Source organism: Pseudomonas duriflava (assembly GCF_007830155.1).
Taxonomy (GTDB): Bacteria; Pseudomonadota; Gammaproteobacteria; order Pseudomonadales; family Pseudomonadaceae; genus Chryseomonas; species Chryseomonas duriflava.
In genome coordinates this window covers 105,919-127,015 of record NZ_VLKY01000011.1, presented here as the reverse complement: position 1 = coordinate 127,015, position 21,097 = coordinate 105,919, and the positions used below count along the sequence as shown (strand labels likewise).

General features: G+C 52.5%; 15 protein-coding genes and 1 pseudogene. 4 read left to right on the top strand and 12 right to left on the bottom strand.

The genetic code is table 11. The features are described 5' to 3' along the window. Positions 1-61 precede the first annotated feature (61 nt). The gene (locus tag IQ22_RS16190; RefSeq protein ID WP_145143860.1) at positions 62-703 is read left to right on the top strand and encodes a LysE family translocator; all 642 of its coding nucleotides are present in this window, start codon (positions 62-64) and stop codon (positions 701-703) included. A 36-nt stretch (positions 704-739) separates the two neighbouring features. Here the strand turns inward: IQ22_RS16190 and IQ22_RS16185 are convergent, their stop codons facing one another. Next, complete coding sequence (locus tag IQ22_RS16185; protein ID WP_145143858.1) at positions 740-3,385, bottom strand: sensor domain-containing protein; 2,646 nt, start codon at positions 3,383-3,385, stop codon at positions 740-742. A gap of 886 nt (positions 3,386-4,271) precedes the next feature. Here IQ22_RS16185 and IQ22_RS16175 point away from each other — a divergent pair. Further along, complete coding sequence (locus IQ22_RS16175) at positions 4,272-6,236, top strand: DNA topoisomerase III (protein WP_244309211.1); 1,965 nt, start codon at positions 4,272-4,274, stop codon at positions 6,234-6,236. Between the two features lie 179 nt (positions 6,237-6,415). Continuing rightward, on the top strand, positions 6,416-7,231 hold the full coding sequence (locus IQ22_RS16170) for a DUF2242 domain-containing protein (RefSeq protein WP_145143852.1): 816 nt from the start codon (positions 6,416-6,418) through the stop codon (positions 7,229-7,231). A 154-nt stretch (positions 7,232-7,385) separates the two neighbouring features. Here the strand turns inward: IQ22_RS16170 and tyrS are convergent, their stop codons facing one another. The 4 genes and pseudogenes from tyrS to IQ22_RS23855 all read right to left on the bottom strand — a co-directional run. Then, on the bottom strand, positions 7,386-8,630 hold the full coding sequence (tyrS, locus tag IQ22_RS16165; RefSeq protein ID WP_145143849.1) for a tyrosine--tRNA ligase: 1,245 nt from the start codon (positions 8,628-8,630) through the stop codon (positions 7,386-7,388). A 51-nt stretch (positions 8,631-8,681) separates the two neighbouring features. Continuing rightward, positions 8,682-8,879 carry a hypothetical protein gene (locus tag IQ22_RS16160; RefSeq protein ID WP_145143847.1) on the bottom strand — a complete coding sequence of 66 codons (198 nt, stop codon included), beginning with the start codon at positions 8,877-8,879 and terminating at the stop codon, positions 8,682-8,684. 110 nt (positions 8,880-8,989) lie between these two features. Continuing rightward, positions 8,990-10,243: a M20/M25/M40 family metallo-hydrolase gene (locus IQ22_RS16155; RefSeq protein WP_145143845.1), complete on the bottom strand. Its 1,254-nt coding sequence runs from the start codon at positions 10,241-10,243 to the stop codon at positions 8,990-8,992. Between the two features lie 397 nt (positions 10,244-10,640). After that, positions 10,641-11,293, bottom strand: a pseudogene (locus tag IQ22_RS23855) (methyl-accepting chemotaxis protein); the annotation flags it as partial. A gap of 453 nt (positions 11,294-11,746) precedes the next feature. Here IQ22_RS23855 and IQ22_RS16145 point away from each other — a divergent pair. Then, complete coding sequence (locus IQ22_RS16145) at positions 11,747-14,380, top strand: bifunctional diguanylate cyclase/phosphodiesterase (protein WP_158635445.1); 2,634 nt, start codon at positions 11,747-11,749, stop codon at positions 14,378-14,380. 343 nt (positions 14,381-14,723) lie between these two features. Here IQ22_RS16145 and IQ22_RS16140 read toward each other — a convergent pair whose 3' ends face one another. The 7 genes from IQ22_RS16140 to IQ22_RS16110 form a co-directional block, all read right to left on the bottom strand. Continuing rightward, positions 14,724-15,743: a branched-chain amino acid aminotransferase gene (locus tag IQ22_RS16140; protein WP_145143841.1), complete on the bottom strand. Its 1,020-nt coding sequence runs from the start codon at positions 15,741-15,743 to the stop codon at positions 14,724-14,726. Between the two features lie 343 nt (positions 15,744-16,086). After that, positions 16,087-16,560, bottom strand: a complete 474-nt coding sequence (locus tag IQ22_RS16135; RefSeq protein WP_145143839.1) for a hypothetical protein — start codon at positions 16,558-16,560, stop codon at positions 16,087-16,089. Positions 16,561-16,741: 181 nt separating this feature from the next. Beyond that, entirely contained in the window at positions 16,742-16,975 is a 234-nt protein-coding gene (locus tag IQ22_RS16130) for a hypothetical protein (protein ID WP_145143837.1), read from the bottom strand. Between the two features lie 149 nt (positions 16,976-17,124). Continuing rightward, positions 17,125-17,943 carry an energy transducer TonB gene (locus IQ22_RS16125; protein WP_145143836.1) on the bottom strand — a complete coding sequence of 273 codons (819 nt, stop codon included), beginning with the start codon at positions 17,941-17,943 and terminating at the stop codon, positions 17,125-17,127. Next, the gene (gene tolR, locus IQ22_RS16120) at positions 17,940-18,389 is read right to left on the bottom strand and encodes a protein TolR (RefSeq protein WP_145143834.1); all 450 of its coding nucleotides are present in this window, start codon (positions 18,387-18,389) and stop codon (positions 17,940-17,942) included. Before tolR ends, IQ22_RS16125 begins: the two co-directional genes overlap by 4 nt. Positions 18,390-18,399: 10 nt before the next feature. Further along, positions 18,400-19,107, bottom strand: coding sequence for a protein TolQ (gene tolQ, locus IQ22_RS16115; RefSeq protein ID WP_145143832.1), 708 nt, complete (start codon positions 19,105-19,107; stop codon positions 18,400-18,402). A gap of 64 nt (positions 19,108-19,171) precedes the next feature. Continuing rightward, entirely contained in the window at positions 19,172-21,088 is a 1,917-nt protein-coding gene (locus IQ22_RS16110) for a phytase (RefSeq protein ID WP_145143829.1), read from the bottom strand. Positions 21,089-21,097 lie beyond the last annotated feature (9 nt).

The window sequence follows — 21,097 nt, the reverse complement described above, 5'->3', positions numbered from 1 at the left end:
CGTTTTCAGTCTGTTCTCTGGCAGGTGCACAGGTGACAGGCTTATGCTTTCAGGAACCGAAATGTTCTCTTCCTATATGACCGAGTTTCTGAGCCTGGCCATTATTCATTTTTTGGCTGTTATTGCTCCAGGGCCCGATTTTGCCGTGACAGTGCGTCAAAGCGTTCGCTTCGGTCGACTGGTAGGTTTATTCACTGCGCTAGGGATCGGTGCAGGCATCTCGATCCACGTGCTTTATACCTTGTTGGGCATCGGAGCACTCATGCATGCCTGGCCATGGCTACTGGGCATAGCAAAGCTTGCAGGCGGCGCGTATATCCTTTATCTCGGGATCAGTCTTATCAAGAGTAAAGCATCGCCACCTACAAGCGAGGTCGCTCCAAACGCTTTTCATACAGAGCAACCCACTTTTGGAAAAGCTTTTCTGGTGGGCTTTTTGACCAATGCTACCAATCCCAAAGCCACACTCTTCTTTCTAGCTATTTTTACAACACTCGTCAGTAGTGAGACTCCGATTCATGTCCAAGCGCTGTATGGCCTCTGGATGTGCAGTGTCAACGCCGCATGGTTCATGCTGGTGGGCCTGCTGTTTTCAAGCCCCTATATACGCGCCGCGTTTTTGCGCCTGGGGCACTGGTTCGAGCGCACCATGGGCTTGGTGCTGGTCTTCTTTGCTGGCCGACTACTGCTGTCAACTTTTTGATGTCTCAAGCGGAGCGGGCCCTACTTTCTTGCGACTTCACTCCCGAAAGGGATAACGGAGCAATTCGTCATAAGGCAGCGGCTTGGCAAAAAGATATCCTTGCGCCTCATCGCAGGTCGCTTTTTTCAGGAGATCAAGCGTGTCGGTATCTTCGACGCCCTCCGCGACAACATATAGATTCAAGGCATGCGCCATGTCAGTAATAGCTTTGATGAAGGCATAGCGGTCCATGCCCTCCGCTGGCTGGGTAACGAAAGTACGGTCAAGCTTTACGACGTCGATAGGAAAGCGTCTGAGATAGGACAGTCCAGAATATCCTGTACCAAAATCATCGACGGCCAGGTACACCCCAAGCGCCTTTAGCTCACGCATGACGTGAGTCGACAGATCCATATCCTCAATAAAGGCGCTTTCAGTAAGCTCTAACTCAAGCAGTGCAGGGTCTAGGCGTGAGTGCTCGAGGGCTTGCCTTACTTGCTTTATTAAATGAGGCGACTTGAGTTGCCGTGGTGAAAGGTTGACAGATACACGCAACGAACAGCCAAGACAGGCGTTCAATGCGCTGATATCCATACAGGCCTTGTGCAAAACCCAAATTCCTAACTCATTAATTATCCCGGTTTCTTCTGCTACCGGTATTAGTTCTAGAGGAGAAATCACTCCCCGCTGCGGATGATGCCAGCGAATCAGCGCCTCAACACCTTGAACCTGCATATCCGGCAGCCGGAGCCGCGGTTGGTAATGGAGTGCAAATTCTTCTTTCTCTATCGCTCCCCGCAATGCCATTTCCAAAGCCATGCGCTGTTTCGTTTCGATGCTCATTTCCGCTGAGAAGAAGCGATAGCACTGACCACCTGCTGCCTTGGCTCGGTACATGGCGATGTCCGCATGCTGGATGAGCTCTTCCTTTGTCTTACCCTGCTGGGGATACAAACAGATTCCAATGGAGGCACCTGGAAAAAACGGATGCCCTGCGATATCGACAGGCAATGCAATTGCTTTCATCAGCTCATCAGCAATAGCCTCGGCTGATTTAAGACCAGAAGAGACGTGTGCAAGCACCACGAATTCATCCCCACCCAGCCGAGCAACTAGATCGCCTGAGGGCAAGGCCGCTTTGAGCCGATGGGCGACCTGACGCAACATAGCATCGCCTGATTCATGCCCCATTGAATCGTTTATATACTTGAAGCGATCGAAATCGATCAGCATGACTGCAATCGATTCATGATCCGGCGTGAAATCAATCAGTTCCTGAAGGTGTTCGTTCAGGTAGATCCTATTAGGTAATCCTGTCAACGTATCGTGCGTGGCAAGATGGTGAAGACGCTTCTCGCTCTCCTTGCGCTCGGTAACATCTGTATAGCTTCCAGCCCACTCCTTCAAAACGCCTTTGGCGTCATAGATCGGCACGACATAGCCACTCAAATACCGATACTGACCATCGCCTCGACGTAACCGGTACTCGGCATATACAGGCCGTGGGCTCTGTAACATACTCATTCCCAGGGAAGAAGTTTCTGCCTGATCCTCAGGATGAATGGTCTCCATCCATCCAAACCCCTGCATCTCTTCGTAGGTCTGCCCAGTGAAAGCGGCCCAGTCAGGTTGGGGCGACACGATTTCCAGCGTTGGCGAGGCTGTCCAGACAATTGCATTCGTAGCCTGGACAAGCGAGCGAAAACGCTTCTCGCTTGCCTGTAAGGCTTGCTCGGCTAGGGCCCGCTCCTTTGTCTCCCAGTCACGCTCGATCACCAGCGCCGCGGTATTGACCAGCAGTGCCATAGCAGCCAGTTCACTGGCAGTTGGCTCACGAGCCTCATTACAATAAAAAGCCATCGTACCCAGCACTCTGCCCTGCGTTGACAGAATGGGTAGAGCCCAGCAGGCACGTAGGTTGTAACTTAAGGCCAGATGGCGAAAATCAACCCAACGCGGATCGGTCTCAACATCACTGACAATAACAGGACGACGGAAAAACGCGGCTGAACCGCAAGAGCCCGCCAATGGGCCAATGGCCAAGCCATCAATGGACTGGTTATAAGCCTCAGGAAGCGAAAGGCTGGAACCCATCCGCAAATGCTTACCGCTTTCGTCTATTAGCAGGACGACAACATTAACGTTTCCTCCCGACTGCTCTTCCGCCGACTGGGTCAGAATATTGAGAATAGAGTGCAAAGGTGCCCCGGATACGGCTAGCTCCAAAGCGCGCTGTTGGCCTTGTGCGATCGCCTCAGTGCGTTTTTGCTCGGTAATATCGATGACGATTCCTTGCAGGCATCGCCCTTGTGCGCCGTCATCGCGACCACTGCCTTTTACACAAACCCAACGCATTCTCTGTGCAGACAACTGAATTCGGCATTCGAACCGAAACTCCCGAAATGACTTCGCGGCCTCGCTGATAGCCGTCTGAACCAATTTCCTATCTTCTGGATGAACGCGCTCAAGAAAAGTGGCAAGTGTCTGGCTGTCAGGGTAACCGGGATAAACAAATAGAGAGTCATCACGTAAAGAGCAGTTCAATAAACCACTATCGAGATCAAGCTTCCACTCACCCAACGAAGCGGCTTCTACAATAAACTGCAGTCGAGCTTCAGTTTCATACAAACGTTTAATACTGCATATGGCCGATTCAGCTGTCGAATCCATGTCAATAACGGTTTGGGCAGTACGTTCGGACATCGCAGGGAACTCGGCTCAATTACGCAGATACTTTTAGTCACTCACTGCTAACACATCAGTAATGTGAGCAATGCTTGGTGTGCTGGCAGATTATCCGCAATAGTCCTACAGACTTTAGATGCGAAAGCATTACCATAAAGCCTAATGTCTGAAACGGATAGCATTAAGTGACTACCGAACCGGCTTAATGAATAAGCGGGTTACCTTTAAAAACACAAACTAAAAACCATAGTACTTACAAGGGTAACCTTTATTAAATTACTTCAATTTTTATTTCTACTTATTACATACCGATGGTGTATTAAGACTGCCTAACTCATTCTCAATTCCGCTTCGATTGCGGACTGCTTATCCATTAAGCATATAGCTTAGGTGGAAAACCCAATTTTACTTATAAGTTAGCTCACAAGATTACTTCTGCCGGTTAGCCGATGAGAATACAGGCTCTATATAGGTGTCCGATAGATGACATACCGCTCCTCTAACCCTACCGGAGCGGACGAACTTTTCCGTCTATCAGGAAGGCACCGCTTATGAAGCAGAGAGACGTTCAGGATCGAGAGAATACTGTCTGGACCTGCGTGCAAGCTTTCTCAAGTAGTAACGCCAAGCGTAGTAAGGCCGCAGAAAAACGAGCACAAGATAATAATGGCCATGTTGCGGTGAGCTGTACGCCTAGTGGAGGGGCGCAGTCTGTACGACTGTCATTACCTTTAGAATGGCATGAGCGCTTTTCCGATGAAGAACTATTACAGGGAATTCAGGCAGCACGTCGCTAGAACTTCTTTATACCTACAAGGTGTATAAATATACAGATAAGAGTTGCTCCTAAGTTCGCCATTGCGCATGCTGTATGTCACGGTAACAACTTTGACTCATGGCAGCTATGCGGCTTTTTTTGTGTGAAAAACCCTCCCAAGCAAAAGATATCGCTAAGGTACTCGGTGCAAACCGACGTGGTGAGGGATGCTGGGTAGGCGCGAACGTCACAGTGACCTGGTGCATTGGTCATTTGTTAGAGACAGCACCGCCAGATGCTTATGATGCCCGCTATAAGCGTTGGGACCTGAACGATTTACCTATCGTACCCGAGCATTGGAAGATGCTGGTCAAGCCCAAGACAGCCAGTCAGTTTAAAGCTGTTAAACGCCTGTTGGGCGAAGCGCGGGAACTGGTTATTGCTACCGACGCTGACCGTGAAGGCGAGATGATTGCCCGCGAGCTGGTCGAACATTGTCGCTACCGTGGCCCCATACAGCGGCTCTGGCTCTCAGCCCTGGATGAAGCGTCTATTCGTAAGGCCTTGGCAACCCTTAAACCCGGGGCTGAAACCTTCAATCTTTATCATTCGGCGCTTGGTCGCTCACGGGCGGACTGGCTGATCGGCATGAATATGAGCCGATTGTTTACCCTCTTGGGTCGCCGCTCCGGCTACCAAGGCGTCTTACCTGTAGGCCGGGTGCAGACACCTACGCTGCGCCTGGTCGTTGACCGTGATCGTACCATCACAAATTTCGTACCGGTTCCTTATTGGGCCATTGATGTTCAGCTACTAGCGGAAGGCATTCCCTTTATTGCGCAATGGCGCGCCCCAGAAGATGCTTGTGATGAGCACGGGCGTTGCCTGCACCATGAGCTGGCCCAAGTAGCGGCTGAGACCATGCGTACCGTAACGACAGCCCAAGTGACAAAACTCACGACGGAGCGCGTACGCGAGGCGCCGCCCCTGCCCTTTGATTTGGGTACATTACAGGAAGTGTGTTCGAAAAAGCTTGGCCTCGGCGCTCAGGAAACGTTCGATATTGCCCAGGCGCTGTATGAAACTCACAAGGTCATTACCTACCCTCGCAGTGATTGCGGTTATCTTCCACTAAGCCAACATGGCGAGGCGCCTGCCATTTTGGCTGCGCTAGGGCGCGCAGACCCGTCCTTGAACGCATTGATGGAACATATAGAACCGCAACGCCGTTCGCGTGCCTGGAACGATACAAAAGTCAGCGCCCACCATGGCATCATTCCTACCGCAGCGGCTGTGGCCCTGGATCGGTTAGTAGGTAAGCAACGTGCCGTCTATACACTCATCCGGGCGCGTTATTTGGCTCAGTTTCTGCCCAACCATGAATACGATCGTACTCAGGCGGATTTTGAGTGCGCCGGCTATGACCTGCGCGCAGTGGGCAAACGCGTTATCGAACCGGGCTGGAAGCGTGCATTACCGGAAGCGCTTACGCCTGCTCGAGGACGAGAATCCACATTGCCCCAACCCCTGCCTACCCTAAGCAGAGGCCAAAACTGCAGCGTAGCGGAAGTAACGCTCAAGGATCTCTGGACCCAGCCGCCCAAGCCTTTTACCGAAGGTGACTTGATCAAGGCCATGAAGAACGTCGCCAAACTCGTTGAAGATCCTCGTTTGAAGCAAAAGCTCAAGGACACAACAGGTATCGGTACGGAAGCGACACGGGCCGGTATCATTCAGGGATTACTGGACCGTGGCTACCTGACCAAACAGGGTAAGGCACTGGCAGCCACTCCGGCCGCCTTCACTCTCATCGATGCGGTGCCCCGCGCGATTGCCGACCCGGGTACGACTGCTATCTGGGAACAGGCGCTCGACATGGTGCAAAACGGTGAAATGAGCCTGGAAGATTTTGTAGCTAAGCAGTCTGCTTGGATGACTAAGCAAGTGGAGCGTTGCATGGGACTACACCTAACCATCACCGGACCGGCTCTTTCAATAGATCGTACAGCGGCGCCCTGGAAGAAAAAACGTAAGGCTAGCCCTCGGAAACCTTCAACGAAAGGTACCCGATCAGCAGGGAAACGGACAAAAAAACCGGTTGCACCCGCTTGAGGCTCCAGGTCAGCTGGCTTATCAACGAACGACCTATTTGATAAGAATCCAAGTGTGACTCTTCAGCCCCTGTCGTCAATCTAAGAATCGCTATACGTTCGATGCGCGTTACTCTTTGCTTTACCTACGCGCTGATCTCGCTATGGCGCACACTACGCTCATTTGCTCCGGTAACTGCCATGTCATCGTTAATCAGTCGTAATAGCCTGGGGCTCGCTCTTTTTTTCTTGGGCTTGGCAGGCTGTTCATCACAACCCGCCGTGTATGAACATGAGAATTTTGACGATTCCGGAACGTTCTCGCGTAACTATTCCATCAGCGATACAGCTGCTTGTGAAGCCGCTCGCCGTGCGCTTCTAAGTCAGGGCTACATCATCACCAACAACGATCCCAAGCTCGTCAGTGGCCGAAAAAGCTTTCAGCAAACCGGCGAAACGCACATGGAAATCAGCTTTAACGTAGTGTGCGTGGCTAATGGCGCTACAGGTTCGACCATGTTTGCCAATGCGCTGCAAGATCGCTACGCACTGAAAAAGATCAATAACTCGGCTAGCCTGGGCGTAGGAGTGTTAGGCTCAGTATCGATGCCTATTGGCTCTACCAGTGATTCAATGGTTAAGGTTGCCAGCGAGACCGTAACGGCCGATAAATTCTACGACCGCTATTTCATTCTAGTTGAAAGCTTCCTCCCGCCTCATATCAAGCAAAGCGCGCATCTTCTGGAAAAACCGAAAGGAGATTTAAGCCTACCGGAAGCGAAAGCACAAACTCCTGCTCCTGCTGCTGCCACAGTCCAGCCAGAGCCAGCTACTTTCCAAGCTCCGCCCGATGAGATTGGCTTCTCTTCAGTGCCGCTTGCGCCGCCTCCAGAAGCGGCTCCACTTATAACGACCGACACAGCTTTACCAGCTGAAGCAGAGAACCTCGTATCAGACGACACGGCTCAGCAACCAGCCGAACTCGCTGCTCCCTCGCCTCCAACTGCATTACCTTAGTAGCAGGTAAAGTTATCCTGACGGATGAATCCGCTGGCCAAAGCACCCGCTACAGGACAGGCGGCCGCCCTAAAATCTATTTCACCCAATTGCATTGTTATCATTAAGCAATCGGAAGGCGGCAGCCACCCGCCGCCTCGCATGCGCTGGCTGTTTAATCCTGAATTACAATATGGAAATGCCGCTTCTTACCCAGGCTCAGCCGCCCTCCTTCTACCTCTTGCGTCAGAAGAGCATCCGGATCCTGGACAACCTTGTCGTTAAGACGCAAACCGCCACCGTCTGCTAGACGACGTACAGCGCTACGTGAAGACTGCAGTTCTGCATTTACCAAAAGATCCGTCAATGACAACCCAGCCTGTAAATCGGCACGACTTACAATGATCGAAGGCACGGCTCCGCTTTGCTCACCCTGGCCGAACAGCTCACGGGCGGCCTTTTCAGCATCGCGCTGAGCAGCCTCACCGTGGCATAACCGAGTCGCTTCGTTAGCCAGAACGATTTTCGCCTGATTGAGTTCAGCACCTTCCAATGCACTCAGGCGGCGAACCTCATCCATAGGCAGTTCAGTGAACAACGCTAGGAAACGGCCCACATCACGATCATCGCAGTTACGCCAGAATTGCCAGAAATCGAAGGCTGGCAGCTTGTCACCGTTGAGCCAAACCGCGCCCTGAGCTGACTTACCCATCTTTTTGCCGTCACTGGTAGTCAGCAGTGGCATGGTCAGGCCGTACAGTTGCGGGCCGCCCTGGCGACGGGACAGCTCGACTCCATTAATGATATTGGCCCACTGATCCGCACCGCCCAGCTGTAATGTACAACCGTGACGGTGAGCCAGCTCGACGAAATCGTACGCCTGAAGCAGGGTGTAACCAAACTCCTCGAAGGACAACGAATGCTCGCGGTCCAAGCGATTACGGACAGCATCAAAGGTTAACAAACGGTTGATCGAGAAATGCCGGCCGACTGTATTGAGAAAACTCAGGTAGCCCAGGCCATCAAGCCAGTCGGCATTGTCTACGACCTTGGCCGAACCATCGTTATCGCCTACTTCCAGGTACGCTGAAAATACCTTGGCGATGCCCGACATGTTATGCGCGATCTGCGCATCGTTCAGGACCGGACGGCTGCTGTCGCGAAAGCTGGGATCGCCAATACGGGTCGTCGCGCCCCCGATGAGCAAAAGGATATTGTGCCCAGCGCGCTGCATCCAGCGCATCAGCATCAAGCCCTGAAGATGCCCGACATGCAGGCTGTCCGCCGTGGCATCGAAGCCAAGATAGGCTGTTAGCGGGCCGCTGCTGAGCGCTTTACCCAGACCATCACGGTCGGTAATTTGATGCACAAAACCACGTTCTTCCAACAGATGGAGAAGGTCTTGCTGAGAGGTATTCATGGGTAGGTCTCCTAGGCTAGTGGGCCTGCAGAGACTTGAGTGAGAGTGCATTCACTGAGCCGCAACAGGCGGTTCGGAATGCTGCGCAGCACCTACCACCCGAAAGAGATCAGGTAGTAATAATACGCGGCGATAGGATTGATGAAGGTTTGCATGGGCGCCCAAACTAAACAATTTACCAACAAAGTCAAGCGAAACGGCGCTTTCTATAAAACCCATACTATTACTGGCAATAAAAACAACCAACATTATTACCTTCCGCAAAGCTTCCTAGCCTACAATATGGTCTTGGCCAAAAATCAGGTGGGCTTCAGCTCAAAAGCTGATGAAGGCCTTTCTGACTCTGCTATATGTAGTCGCTACTCCGCCACGGTCAGCTCTTTTTTAGAAAGGGATATGATCATGCTTACGCTTAGGTACAACCTAGGTGCAATACTCGATAGGTCAATATATTCCTCCGGTGAATGAAGCCCAGCCCCAACGACACCCATAGTTTCGAGAATGGCAGGCTTGTTTGTACCAGGTATATAGGCATAACCCGCATCAGTACCAAATCTCATTGCAACAGGTTCTAAATTACGTCCAATGGCCGAATAGAGACTTTGGGCTCGTTCAGCAAGTTGTTTTGAGCCTGGGTTACTTACCAGGGGAGGCCGGCCTTTATCGATACGAAACATAACTTCTGTATCAGGAATCAGCTTTTTCTGGATAAGCTTTGTGCCCTCTGAAAGGACGCGATCATATTCAGAGAGATCTGAATAACGCATATCCCCCTCAGCGACAGCTGAAGCCGGAATAATGTTTCGCTTATCTCCTCCCCTTACAATGGTCCAGTTCACGGTAGTTCCTTTTTCAGGACTCCCTAAATCTTTAAGCCTAACAAGCTGATAGGCAAGTTCCATCACAGCATTTCGCCCCGCTTCGGGAGCGGAACCTGCATGAGAGGCCTTACCTTTAACAGAAAGATGAACGGCATTGATTCCGTTTGTAGCTACGGTAACGGCCTCTTTTTCAGGCGGTTCATAAGAGAAAACATAGTCGTGCTGGCGCGCCAGATCTGCGATAACCGCCTTCGATCCAGCCGAGCCGGTCTCTTCATCAGGGTTGAAAAGAACGGTAATGGTCCCGAACTGCTCAAAGCTTTGCTCTTTCAACAACTTTAACGAATGAAGAATCATTGCTATGCCCCCTTTTGCATCCGCTACGCCAGGCCCATAGGCACGCGCTTCATCTTTGCGGAAAGGGCGTTCAATGACTGTCCCGGGCCCGAATACAGTGTCGTAGTGCACCATTAACAGGAACTTGGCCTTACCCGTGCCTTTAATCGTACCAATAATATTACTGCCGACTGATGGGCTGGCCGAGGTTACACTGACATCGGCGCCTAGCGCCTCAAGACGGTCAACCAGTATTGTCTGGACCTTAGCAATCCCCTCCTCTTGGCCTGTGCCAGAATCAATCGAAACCAACTGTTCCAGCGTTCTGAGATAATCAGGCTGATGGGCTTCGGCTCGATCGAGTAGAGTATTAGGAATCTGATCAGCCGCTGGCGCCATGAGCGGAGTGAAAGACAACATGAAGGCCGCGGCCAGTTTTAACGGTTGCCCTATCATAAGGGGAGCGTCCTAAAGTCAGTGATCTACAGATTCAGGGATGTGCTTAGGCAGCCTGAAGTTCAAATTATTACTGACTTCTACCTGTAATAGGCTCACCTATGAAAGTCTTGCTAGGAATCTACAGCTACCGAGATTCGAAGACCGGTTCCTTGTTGGATGTTCTGCCCCTAAACACATGGCGTTCAATCACAAATCATAATCTTATTGTTATTTATATGCCGAAAGGAACCAAGCAAAGGAAGCTGGGAAGGAAGCCAAATCGTACTCTGGCAGTCTGTAAATCAGAGGTAACCTTCGCCTAGCCCTGTCTAAAGTCGAGACCGCCTTCAGTCGCATAGTAAGATCTTTTCCTAATCACCCTTTTGATTTCTTTATGCCGCAAAGGGGGAAGGTCTTATCTATTAAAACTAAAACGCTCCACTAGCACCCGAAGATCTTGAGCAACTTTTTCAAGTTCCTGCCCACGGTTAACTGTAATATCAGCATGGCCAGCGCTAGTCTCGACTGTTTCAGCAACCTTGTTAATTTGCTGTGCGATATCTTCAGCAACAATAGACTGTTCTTCGGATGCAGTAGCCATTTGTTGACTCATGTCGCTGATTCGCTCAACAGCTGTACGTATTCCTTCTAACGCCTGTTGAGCTTCAACTACATACTAAACTCCCTGTTCTGCTTCTCAGCCACTACCGCAAATCCACGCCCGTGCTCTCCGGCTCTGGCTGCCTCAATTGCAGCGTTCAAGGCCAATAGATTGGTCTGATAGGCAATGCTTTGAATCATGCCTGAAGCAACAGTAATCTGGTGAGTTTCTTCTGCTAACTGATTAACTGCACAGCCGATGCTTTTCACTGTGCTGGCCAAACGCTGGGTAGCTGTATGAGAAGCCCCTGCTACTTTATCTCCTTGAAGAGCCAGCTCATAAGCCTTATAGACCTCACTTGCTGTTTGCTGTACATGGCTTGCCACTTCATTAATAGAGGCAGCCACCTCTGTCATAGCCGCTGCGGTCATGTCAGTTTCAGCACGCTGCTTGAGCAAATCGCTTTGCATTTGCCTTCCGGATGTGTGTTTAGGCGCTAACTCTCTGGCTTATAGGCTTCTTTGGCCCTAAGTAAGACCGAACGGCCGTATCGATTTAAATACGCGGATGGCCAAGCTCAAAATCTGTCCGAGCTGATATCGGCAGCATCGTGCTGTTACCCAATAGCGTTTACTGAGCAATCTTTTCAAAAAATCAGCTACTGATACATGCCGTCTGCCCTGTAAAAAGGGAACTGATGACCTTTTAGCGTTGCACTCTTTATCGCTGACCTGGCAGCCTTGCAATAATGGCATTTAGCCTATACTCATAAGGGGCCGAAAGCATTGAGGCTCATGGAAATTACTTTCTCAAAGTCCGCTCAAGGCAAGGTTTTATTAGAGCTAGACTACGATAAGAACATACGTATTTTAGAAGCGTAGCCTTTCGCTTACATAGCCCGGCAGATGAGATCAAGACCGATGCCTAAGGATCCACAAGAATCTGCTCTGGCTACTACTGAGTACAAGCGTTTAGCTCGTCTGCGTACACTGGGCCTGCTGGATACTGACGCTGAGCCCGTTTTCAACCGCGTCACGGAACTGGCAGTGCAAACTCTCGACGTTCCTATCGCCCTGGTAACCCTAGTAGATAGTCATAGGCAATGGTTTAAGTCGCGAGTGGGCATGCGGCTTACCGAGACGCCTCGTGAGCAGAGTTTTTGTGCGCATGCCATCAAGCAAAATAAGCCCTTGATTGTTACGGATGCATTGAATGATCCCCGCTTTGCAGAAAACCCGCTTGTTGTAGGTGAACCCAAGGTTCGTTTTTATGCCGGTATTCCTGTGACAACCATGGATGGGTATGCGCTGGGTACGCTTTGTATTATTGATACCCGCCCCCGCCAACTGACAAACAGCCAAATAAGAACCTTGCAGGGCCTGGCCGACATCGTCACGCATGAGATTCAAAGCCGGGAAGCAGAACTTGTTAAAAGCGCTCAGCTTCTTACCGCTCAAGAACAGGCACAAGCCAACGCATCAAACTTTCGCACTATTTTTGAACGCGCCGGTGTTGGAATTGCTCTGGTTTCACTTAAAGGGCAATGGCTCGACGTAAATGACACTTTATGCTCAATGTTGGGGTATAGCCGAGAAGAGCTTCTTAAGCTGACCTTTCAGGACATTACCGTACCAGCAGATCTCCCCATAGGCCTAAGCCTGGTTAAAAAGATGGCTACTGGGGAGATCGATCAATTTCAGCTGGAAAAGCGGTATATCAAGAAAGATCGTAGCCCTATCTGGATCAACTTGATGGTTACGAAGCAACAGGACCACCAGGAGAAGTTAACCCATTATGTCTGTGTTATTCAGGATATACAGGACCGTAAAAGCGCTGAGGAATCGTTGACTGCTTTTCAGCATAAACTTGAGCAAACAATTGAAGAGCGCACCAGCGTTCTGCTCAAGCGCGAAGCTGAGCTTAGCGCAATCTTGGAAAATACAAGTGACGCTTATATTGGGATGGATGAAAACGGAATCGTTACCGCCTGGAATCGTAAAGCTGAAGAGATTTTTCTTTGGAGCCGAGAAGAAGCCGTGGGCAGACTGATTGAAGATCTTATTATCCCGCCCGCTTTTCGAGTAGCTCATCGAGAAGGTATAAAACGTTATTTTACCGCAGGGGAAATCCACCTTATCGGTAAGTCGCTAGAGTATCCTGCGCTACGCAAGGATGGGGTACTTATCCCTATTGAAATACGAGTTACTGCTGTACACATTGAAGACCGCACGATCTTTACCGCGTTTCTCCAGGATATTACCGAGCGGAAACTTCAAGAAAATAAGCGCCTCCAGGATGCTCAGGAAGACGCCCTGACAGGGCTGGCCAACCGACGTGCCATGTATAGCTTTCTTGAGGCCAAGCTCAAAACGCGGCCTACCCTGGAAAATCCATTACAGCTTTTCTATCTAGATCTGGATAGCTTCAAACCTGTTAATGACACACTGGGTCATGCCGCTGGTGATCAGGTCCTTGTAGAGATTGCACGGCGCCTTAAAGAATGCATGCGTGACGATGATCTCGTCGCCCGTATCGGTGGTGATGAGTTTGTTATCGTCGCCAGTGGTATGTCAGGCCAGTTGACTATAGAAAAATTTTGCCGACGTCTGCTTGAAACCCTGCGAAGCTCGATGGTAATAGACAAGCACGAAGTCAATGTCGGCTGCAGTATAGGTATCGTCTCGGCACCTCAAGACAGCTGCCAGGCCGATGATTTGCTGCGTTTTGCTGATATAGCCCTTTACGAAGCCAAGGCAGCAGGTCGTAATACCTGGCAGTTTTATACAGCCCAGATGAGTAATCGTCTTTTACTGCGTAGACAGATTGAAACAGATTTGAGGCTCGCGCTACGGCGAAGCGAGCTGCGCCTGGAATTTCAGCCCCGTTATGAGGTGCAAAGCGGCCGTCTTATGGGGGCCGAAGCCTTGGTGCGGTGGCAACATCCGATCCGTGGATATCTGAGTCCAGATGACTTTATTGTGATTGCCGAGGAAAGTGGGCTGATCGTACCGTTAAGTGATTGGGTACTGCACCAGGCCTGCCTGGAAGCGACCACCTGGAAGGACTCGGCTTTTGTCTCGGTTAACTTATGCCCTCTTGAGTTTAAGCAAGGGAATCTCGTATCTCGTATACGGGCCGTTCTGGATGGAACTGGTCTTTTACCTGAGCGGCTAGAATTAGAAATAACCGAAAACGTTATGCTTGAAGATGCCGACGAGGCGTTACTTACTATGAACGAACTCAAGGCATTAGGTGTCCGGCTGTCCATGGATGATTTTGGCACGGGCTATTCATCATTGAGCTATATCCACACATATCCTTTCGATGGCATCAAGATCGACCGCAGCTTTATTGCGGCGCTGGACGGATCGGCCAATGGTGAGGCAATCATTGAGGCCATTGTAGGCTTGGGGCAGGCCCTGTCGCTTACGATCACTGCTGAAGGAGTTGAAACCCAAGAGCAACTGGATCTGCTAATACGTCTGCATTGTAATCAGGCGCAAGGCTTTTATCTGGGTCGACCAATGCCAGTAGAGGGACTAAAAGTACATTAGCCACAACCAGAGGCTATGCAGCTTTAAATGCTGTAATACCTATCAGCATGCAATGTTAAGAACTTATGTGTGGTTTACGCTTGAGTGTTTAAACATTCAGCATAATCGCTTAACTAGCCGTTGTTCTAGGGGTGGAGGGGCTTGGTTAGACGTGCTTAATACTATGCCGTAGCAGACCACATCGACAGGATAGGCCTGGTAGCTTTCAGTATCGGTCTTCTTCGCCCAAAGGATTCCATCAGAGCATAAAGCGCATAAAAAACCCCTGCTCTGCTAGAGAACAGGGGTTTTCCAAAGATCAGGCTGGTTTCGAAACCGTAGCGGCTCTTTTGTCAGCTCAAACTCAGACCTTAACAACCCAGCCCGCTGGACCTTCGACATCACCAAACTGAATGCCGGTAAGCTCGCTGTAAAGGCGGCGCGTTATTGGCCCTACATCGTCCTGACTGTAGAAAACGTGGAGCTTTCCGTTGTACTCAATGCCTCCAATGGGCGTGATCACGGCTGCGGTTCCGCACGCACCGGCCTCTTTAAAAGTATCGAGCTGATCAATAAAGACATCACCTTCAACTACCTTCAGCCCTAGGCGAGACTGAGCTAACTCGATCAAGGACAAACGAGTAATCCCAGGCAACACCGAGGCGGATTTAGGTGTCACGAACTCATCGTTATGGGTAATGGCAAAGAAGTTTGCGGACCCCACTTCTTCGATCTTCGAATGCGTTTGCGGGTCCAGGTAGATACAGTCAGCAAAGCTTTGCGCCTTAGCCTGCATGCCCGGCATTAGGCTGGCAGCGTAATTACCACCAACCTTGGCCGCACCAGTACCGTTCGGTGCGGCACGGTCATAGCTGGAGATCACAAAGTTGTGCGGCTTTAGCCCGCCCTTGAAATAAGGGCCAACCGGTACGCAGAAAATCGAGAAGATGAACTCAGGCGCTGTACGTACGCCAATGTTGTCACCGACGCCAATGATGAAGGGACGCAGATACAGGGAGCCACCTGAGCCATACGGCGGGATAAAACGCTCGTTGGCCTGTACGACCTTTTTGCATGCTTCAATGAAAACATCTGTCGGGACGGAGGGCATCAGCAACCGTGCGCAGCTACGCTGCATGCGCAGCGCATTTTGGTCTGGCCGGAACAGGTTGATCGATCCATCCTTGCAGCGGTAGGCCTTGAGACCCTCGAAGCACTGCTGACCATAATGAAGCGCGGTAGAGCCCTCGCTGATATGCAGCACGTTGTCTTCCGTCAGCGTACCTTCCTGCCAAGCGCCATCACGCCAATAAGACAGATAACGCAGATCGGTCTTGATGTAATCGAACCCTAGCTTGTCCCAGTCAATGCTTCCCTGAGTCATGGCATCCCCTCAATCGAAAATCTGATAATCACTTCGAGATGAACGCCTCGGCCTTTCCGCTAAGGCGGTATCCAATCTGTCACAGGCGATCATAGCCCATCCGACAAACAAACTCATAACGGTTTGGCAGTCTACGATAGCGGCTTGGCCCTTTTGTCAGCTTGAGTATTGCTTACTTTCAACCTATTGAATCTAAAGCCAATTCATAGGGTCAGGACAGTTCCGGGTGAGGCGCTAAAGCATTGCAAAAGAAAGTAGCTACTAGCGTAACGCTGGTTCTCGGCAGAATTAAAAATGTGCTCGTAAACAGAGTAAGCTTATGCTGTTTACCCACTCGCCTGGCTTATGGGCGAGCGCTGAGAAAACGCTCTAGACACCGAAAGAGCCCTTTGTATACATCTGAAAAGTCGAGTTCCTTATCAGACTCTGCTACTTCTTCATCTACAGCTGCATCCTCGCTCCGCACATAATAAATGCCACCCTTTTTACGGATGGATAGCCTGATCCAGACAAGACGCTTGGGAAAAATATCAGCAGCCTTTTCGAGGATGACGCCTATACCAAAGTGAATAGCTGAATTGATACCTGGCAGATCCGTAGAGTGCGTTTCGATGAATTGATCATCTTCAGGCCTACCCAGCCGAACATAAGATTTTTCGGCGTGGTCACTGTCGTGAAAGGTACGTTGCGGTAACTCTAGATAGGCTTCGAAGCCGTCTCTGATCTGTTGGGCTTTATCTGAAAGATCTGACCAGTATTCGTTCGTTTCTCGCTCCTGATTCGTGAATGCCGTTTGCAAGAGTTCATACCTGGACATCAAGGGCCTCCGTTGAGTGAACGCAATCCTGGAATCCGAACGCTAATCTCTTACGAAAAAGCCTCGCATAAAACGAGGCTTTCAAGACTATCTTTTATAAGGAGACTTAGCTTGATACGTATGACCTCATCGATAGGACAGATGTTCATAGAGTCTTTTTTCAGGCATAAAGACATATTTTTTAGCGATAAAACATTGAATGCCTGTCGCTTAACTGCTCGCCTAGGCAACCTACGTAGTTACCGGCGTCACGCTCTGCTTCTGCATCCTTTCTCAGCTGCCGGTATTCCCGGTAAACCGCACGCAGCGCCAGGCGCAGCTCCTCTTCATTCATATCGGTATCTAGCTTCTCAAAAACCTTGACCGGTTGGTTCTCGAAATAGTCTGATTTGAATAGCTTGAACCAGTTTTTCATGGCATCCCCTCTTTTTATTGTTCAGGCGCGCTGGCAATAACCTGTCAGAAGGCCTTCAGCAGAGTGATAGCATGAATCCATAGTAACAAGCCAAGCGCCTAGAGAGCTTTCCTGACATAAGGCTGCCTACCCATGACCGATGCGTAGCTTCAATTCTGCAGGCGGAAGTGAAAAGTATTCCGTACATTGGTGACTTTTACAGCGTGGCCATTAACGATCCGGGGCTGGTATTTGAAACGGGACGCCGCCGCCATGGAGGGCCGGGCAAATACCTCATCGTCACACGCGCCGCTGACGATATGCGGCTGCGATACAGTACCCTTGGCCGTGACCGTATACTCGACCGTACAGTCGCCTTCCAGACGTTTCCCCAACGCGCGCTCCGGATAGACCGGCGCTTTTTTTACCAACGGCTCGTAGTTGATGGTCGAGGATGCCCCCTCGGTATCGGCCATGTGGGCACGAGCTCTTTCAGCAGCTTCACGCGCAGCCCGTGCCTCGGCCAGACGGGCCTGATCGGTAGCTTGTCGCTCCGCCTCGGTTCGTGCCTGTACATCTGCCTCGTGTTGCCGAGCCAGCTGGCGAGCCTTTAGACGCTGCGCTTCACGGCTCCGCTTCTCTTCGGCGAGACGACGCTCCGCGAGGCGTTGCTGCTTTTCGGTGTCCAGTCGCTTGGCCTCGGTACGCCGCCTGGCCAGCAAGGCCTCGTCGACAGGGGGCGGCACAGGGACTGGTCTGGCTATATCCGGCTGAGGACGCGGCGCCGCAACCGGCTCCCTAACTGGAGCCTCGGTAGGCGCAGGTTCAGGTGGCAACTGGACAAGTGTAGTCTGCATGGGTGACGGCATAGGCAATGGTGGTAGCGTCGGCTTCAATCCCAGAATGAGCGCGGTGATCACGACTCCATGCACTGCCAGCGCTACACCAGCCGGCAACAGCCTTTCCGCAGCAAAAGTGGCCGTGGTCACGACTGTGGCGCCTCCGTAATGAGCCCTACGTTAGGAACACCGCCCTTCTGCAAGGCCGCCATGGCCGAGACGACAGCATGGTAATCGACGGCGCTGTCGGCGCGGATCAGAACCTGCGTATCACTACGGACGCGCATGATCTGGCTGACCTTGGCTGTCATTTCATCCAGACTTGCCGCCTCATCGGTCCGCCCGTTCACCTCGACAGCAGGCCCCAGGTTCCAGTGGTAGTGCCCATCAGCCGTGACCGTCAGTGTCAATACCTGCTGATCGTGTAGCGTAGGCAACGCTTCGCTGGCTACCTTCGGCAGGTTGACCTTGACCCCTTGCTGAATCATGGGTGCGGTGACCATAAAGATCACCAGCAAGACCAGCATCACGTCTATATAGGGTACGACGTTCATCTCGGACTTGGGCTTGTGCTTGCGAGTACGCGTAAGAAGCATGGCCGGACCCTCATGCTGCCGCGGTTAATGGCTGTGCCGCCGCGCCATGGGCCCGGCGATGGAAGATGGCCTGCAGGCGGTTGGCGAAGGCGTAGTACCGCCCCATCAGCGTCTCGGCACGAGAGGCGAAACGGTTATAGGCGATAACGGCCGGAATAGCGGCGAACAGGCCGACCGCTGTAGCGATCAGCGCCTCGGCGATGCCTGGCGCGACGGTAGAAAGGGAGACCTGCTCGACCTGGGACAGCCCGAGAAAGGAATTCATGATGCCCCAGACCGTCCCGAACAGGCCAATGTAAGGGCTGGTCGACCCTATGGTTGCCAACAGGGACAACCCCTTTTCCAGGCGCTCCTCCTCGGACTGGATAACGCCATACATGGCTCGCTCCGCGCCCTCCGTCATCGCTTCGGGCGGTGTACCCGCTTGGAGATGAAGCTGCTTGAATTCACGATAACCGCTTAGGAACAGCGCTTCTGCACCAATGGGCTGACGGCTGGAGGCGTCTGCGGCGAGACGATCGAAATCCGACTCTGCATTGAAACGCGCCTGAAATATCTGCAATTGACGAGCAGCGGCTCGTAACGTCATGGCCCGCTGCATGATCACGTACCAGCTGATGAACGACGCGGCGACCAGAATCAGCATGACGGTTTTGACGAGCAGGCTGGCATCACTGACGAGGGTCCAGACACTCATGTGCTCAAGGGTTGTGCTCATCACTAGCTCTCCTTGTTAATTCGGCCACCCATTCGGCCGAACTCTTGGGGTAAGGGATAACGGATCAGGGCAGCTTCAAGGCCTGACTGATACGGCTCCACGGCACGTATTTGAAATTCTGGGTACCTTCCGGCAACCGCTTGTAACCGTCCTGAACCACCAGCATGCCCTGGCTGTAGGCACCGCCCAGATCGGCGGATGTCACTTCGAGGCCGTCGGTTTCAGACGTGCCGTCGATACCAGCTTCAGCATCAAGACCTACCTGGAACGTGCCGCGAAGCCGGTATGGCGCCTGGGCGTCGAGGACCACATAGCGGTTGTTTCCCTGGCTGGACACGATCAGGTAGTCGTGCTGATCACTGCGATAGAGCGCAAGCCCTTCGATATCCGCCTGGACGCCCTCCCCGGCGCGGATGACCGGCTCCAGCGCGGCGGGTGTGAAGGGATCAGCCGTCAGGGTCCAGACCGCAACGTCTTCCTCGCCGACGAACAGCCGGTGATGCCGGTCGTCTGCGACGCATCCTTCCGGCTGGGAGCCAACCCTGAACTGGCGCAACATTTCGCCACGGACCTGCCCACCCGTACCGCTCAGGCGGTATTGGAGAAAGGTACCGTCCTTGTCGTTCACGATGGCCTGGATGTCGCCGGGCGCCGGCGCATAAAGGCAGAAGCCATAAACCTCTTTCAAAGGCGTGGGAACCCGGCCGATTTCCGCTACATTACCGGTAGCCGGATCGATGGAAAATAGTGTCAGGCTGTTATCGGTTCGATTGCTCGCGACGGCCAGATCGACGCGCTCGTTGCCCCATTTGAACCCGGGTCGAATATCCACGTTATTGAGCAGCCCGCTCGGCAAGCGCTGCAACATGCGACCCTGAAGATCGTAGACGATTAACCCGTATTGCTTGTCCGTACCCAGCACACGGCTGTGCGTGGCCTCATGAGAACTGACCCAGATAGCCGGATCGTCTGCCGCATCGCCATGACGGCCGACTTCCTCCGTCTGACCACTCGGTAAAACGATCGGATCATGGGAGATCGACTCCACGTGGTTGGCGCCAGCCAGCGTCCCGGCGAGCAGGCCATCGCGGTCATCGTCGCGCATGAGCAGCGCCACGCGATCACCCTGCGGGCGAGCGGAAAGCTGGTCGACCGTGCCCTCCCCACGCACGGCCAATGGCGGCTGGGGCTGCCAGGCCTGACCGTCATAGGCATAGCGATGGAGCACGTTGGCCTTGGGGTTCATGACCAGCACTCCGCCAGGCACAGCGGCTACCGCTCCGGCGCTTTTGGCCAGCGATCCAAAAGGCTTCACCAGATCGACCGGACGGCGCTCGAAGCGGGCCTCAGGGTGTGCCTCATAAGCCCAGACCCCGACTGTTTCCTCGTTTACATACAGCACGCCTGCCTGATCATCGACACTGCAGGTCGTTACATTGGCGGGCATGCCCAACTGTCGGACTTCACGGGCCGCAGGCAGCAATCGGTCGCCATACCCCACCAGATACTGCACGCCCTGCCCGCCCTGCCCGGCTAGAAAGACGAATAGATTCTGGACATCGTCGCGGTAGAGGCACAGAGCACTGACGGTAAAATCCATTGTGGGCAACACCTGCGGCGACTCCCACTGATTGCCGTTCCGGACCAACAGGGCGGGCGCATCCTGTGCCTTGTCGTAGGTGGCGATCACGACGCCCGCGCCCAGGGTCCGGGTATCGAGCCCTTCATAACGCCCGGCCTGACGCGCCTCGATCTGGCCGTTCGGAGCCAGCAAGAGCAAGCCCTCCTCATCGCTGATGAGTGCACGGTCGGCCTTGAGGGTGTCCAGGGCAGGCAGCCAGGCGACGGCTTCGACTTCCAGATGGGTGGGCAGCGCCTGGACGTACATGTCGAGCTCAGAGGCCGACGCGTTCTGGTAAACGGCCAGCCCCAGTGTAAGCAACAGGCACCAAGGACGGTAACGTGAAACGTGGTATGGCATTGCATTCTC

Bases quoted from the DNA above. Each gene is read 5' to 3' on its own strand.
- IQ22_RS16135 (WP_145143839.1), bottom strand. From the start codon at position 16,560: ATGTCCAGGTATGAACTCTTGCAAACGGCATTCACGAATCAGGAGCGA.
- IQ22_RS16130 (WP_145143837.1), bottom strand. From the start codon at position 16,975: ATGAAAAACTGGTTCAAGCTATTCAAATCAGACTATTTCGAGAACCAA.
- IQ22_RS16170 (WP_145143852.1), top strand. From the start codon at position 6,416: ATGTCATCGTTAATCAGTCGTAATAGCCTGGGGCTCGCTCTTTTTTTC.
- IQ22_RS16155 (WP_145143845.1), bottom strand. From the start codon at position 10,243: ATGATAGGGCAACCGTTAAAACTGGCCGCGGCCTTCATGTTGTCTTTC.
- IQ22_RS16190 (WP_145143860.1), top strand. From the start codon at position 62: ATGTTCTCTTCCTATATGACCGAGTTTCTGAGCCTGGCCATTATTCAT.
- IQ22_RS16160 (WP_145143847.1), bottom strand. From the start codon at position 8,879: ATGTTGGTTGTTTTTATTGCCAGTAATAGTATGGGTTTTATAGAAAGC.
- IQ22_RS16145 (WP_158635445.1), top strand. From the start codon at position 11,747: ATGCCTAAGGATCCACAAGAATCTGCTCTGGCTACTACTGAGTACAAG.
- tolQ (WP_145143832.1), bottom strand. From the start codon at position 19,107: ATGAGCACAACCCTTGAGCACATGAGTGTCTGGACCCTCGTCAGTGAT.
- IQ22_RS16185 (WP_145143858.1), bottom strand. From the start codon at position 3,385: ATGTCCGAACGTACTGCCCAAACCGTTATTGACATGGATTCGACAGCT.
- tolR (WP_145143834.1), bottom strand. From the start codon at position 18,389: ATGCTTCTTACGCGTACTCGCAAGCACAAGCCCAAGTCCGAGATGAAC.
- IQ22_RS16140 (WP_145143841.1), bottom strand. From the start codon at position 15,743: ATGACTCAGGGAAGCATTGACTGGGACAAGCTAGGGTTCGATTACATC.
- IQ22_RS16110 (WP_145143829.1), bottom strand. From the start codon at position 21,088: ATGCCATACCACGTTTCACGTTACCGTCCTTGGTGCCTGTTGCTTACA.
- IQ22_RS16175 (WP_244309211.1), top strand. From the start codon at position 4,272: ATGCGGCTTTTTTTGTGTGAAAAACCCTCCCAAGCAAAAGATATCGCT.
- tyrS (WP_145143849.1), bottom strand. From the start codon at position 8,630: ATGAATACCTCTCAGCAAGACCTTCTCCATCTGTTGGAAGAACGTGGT.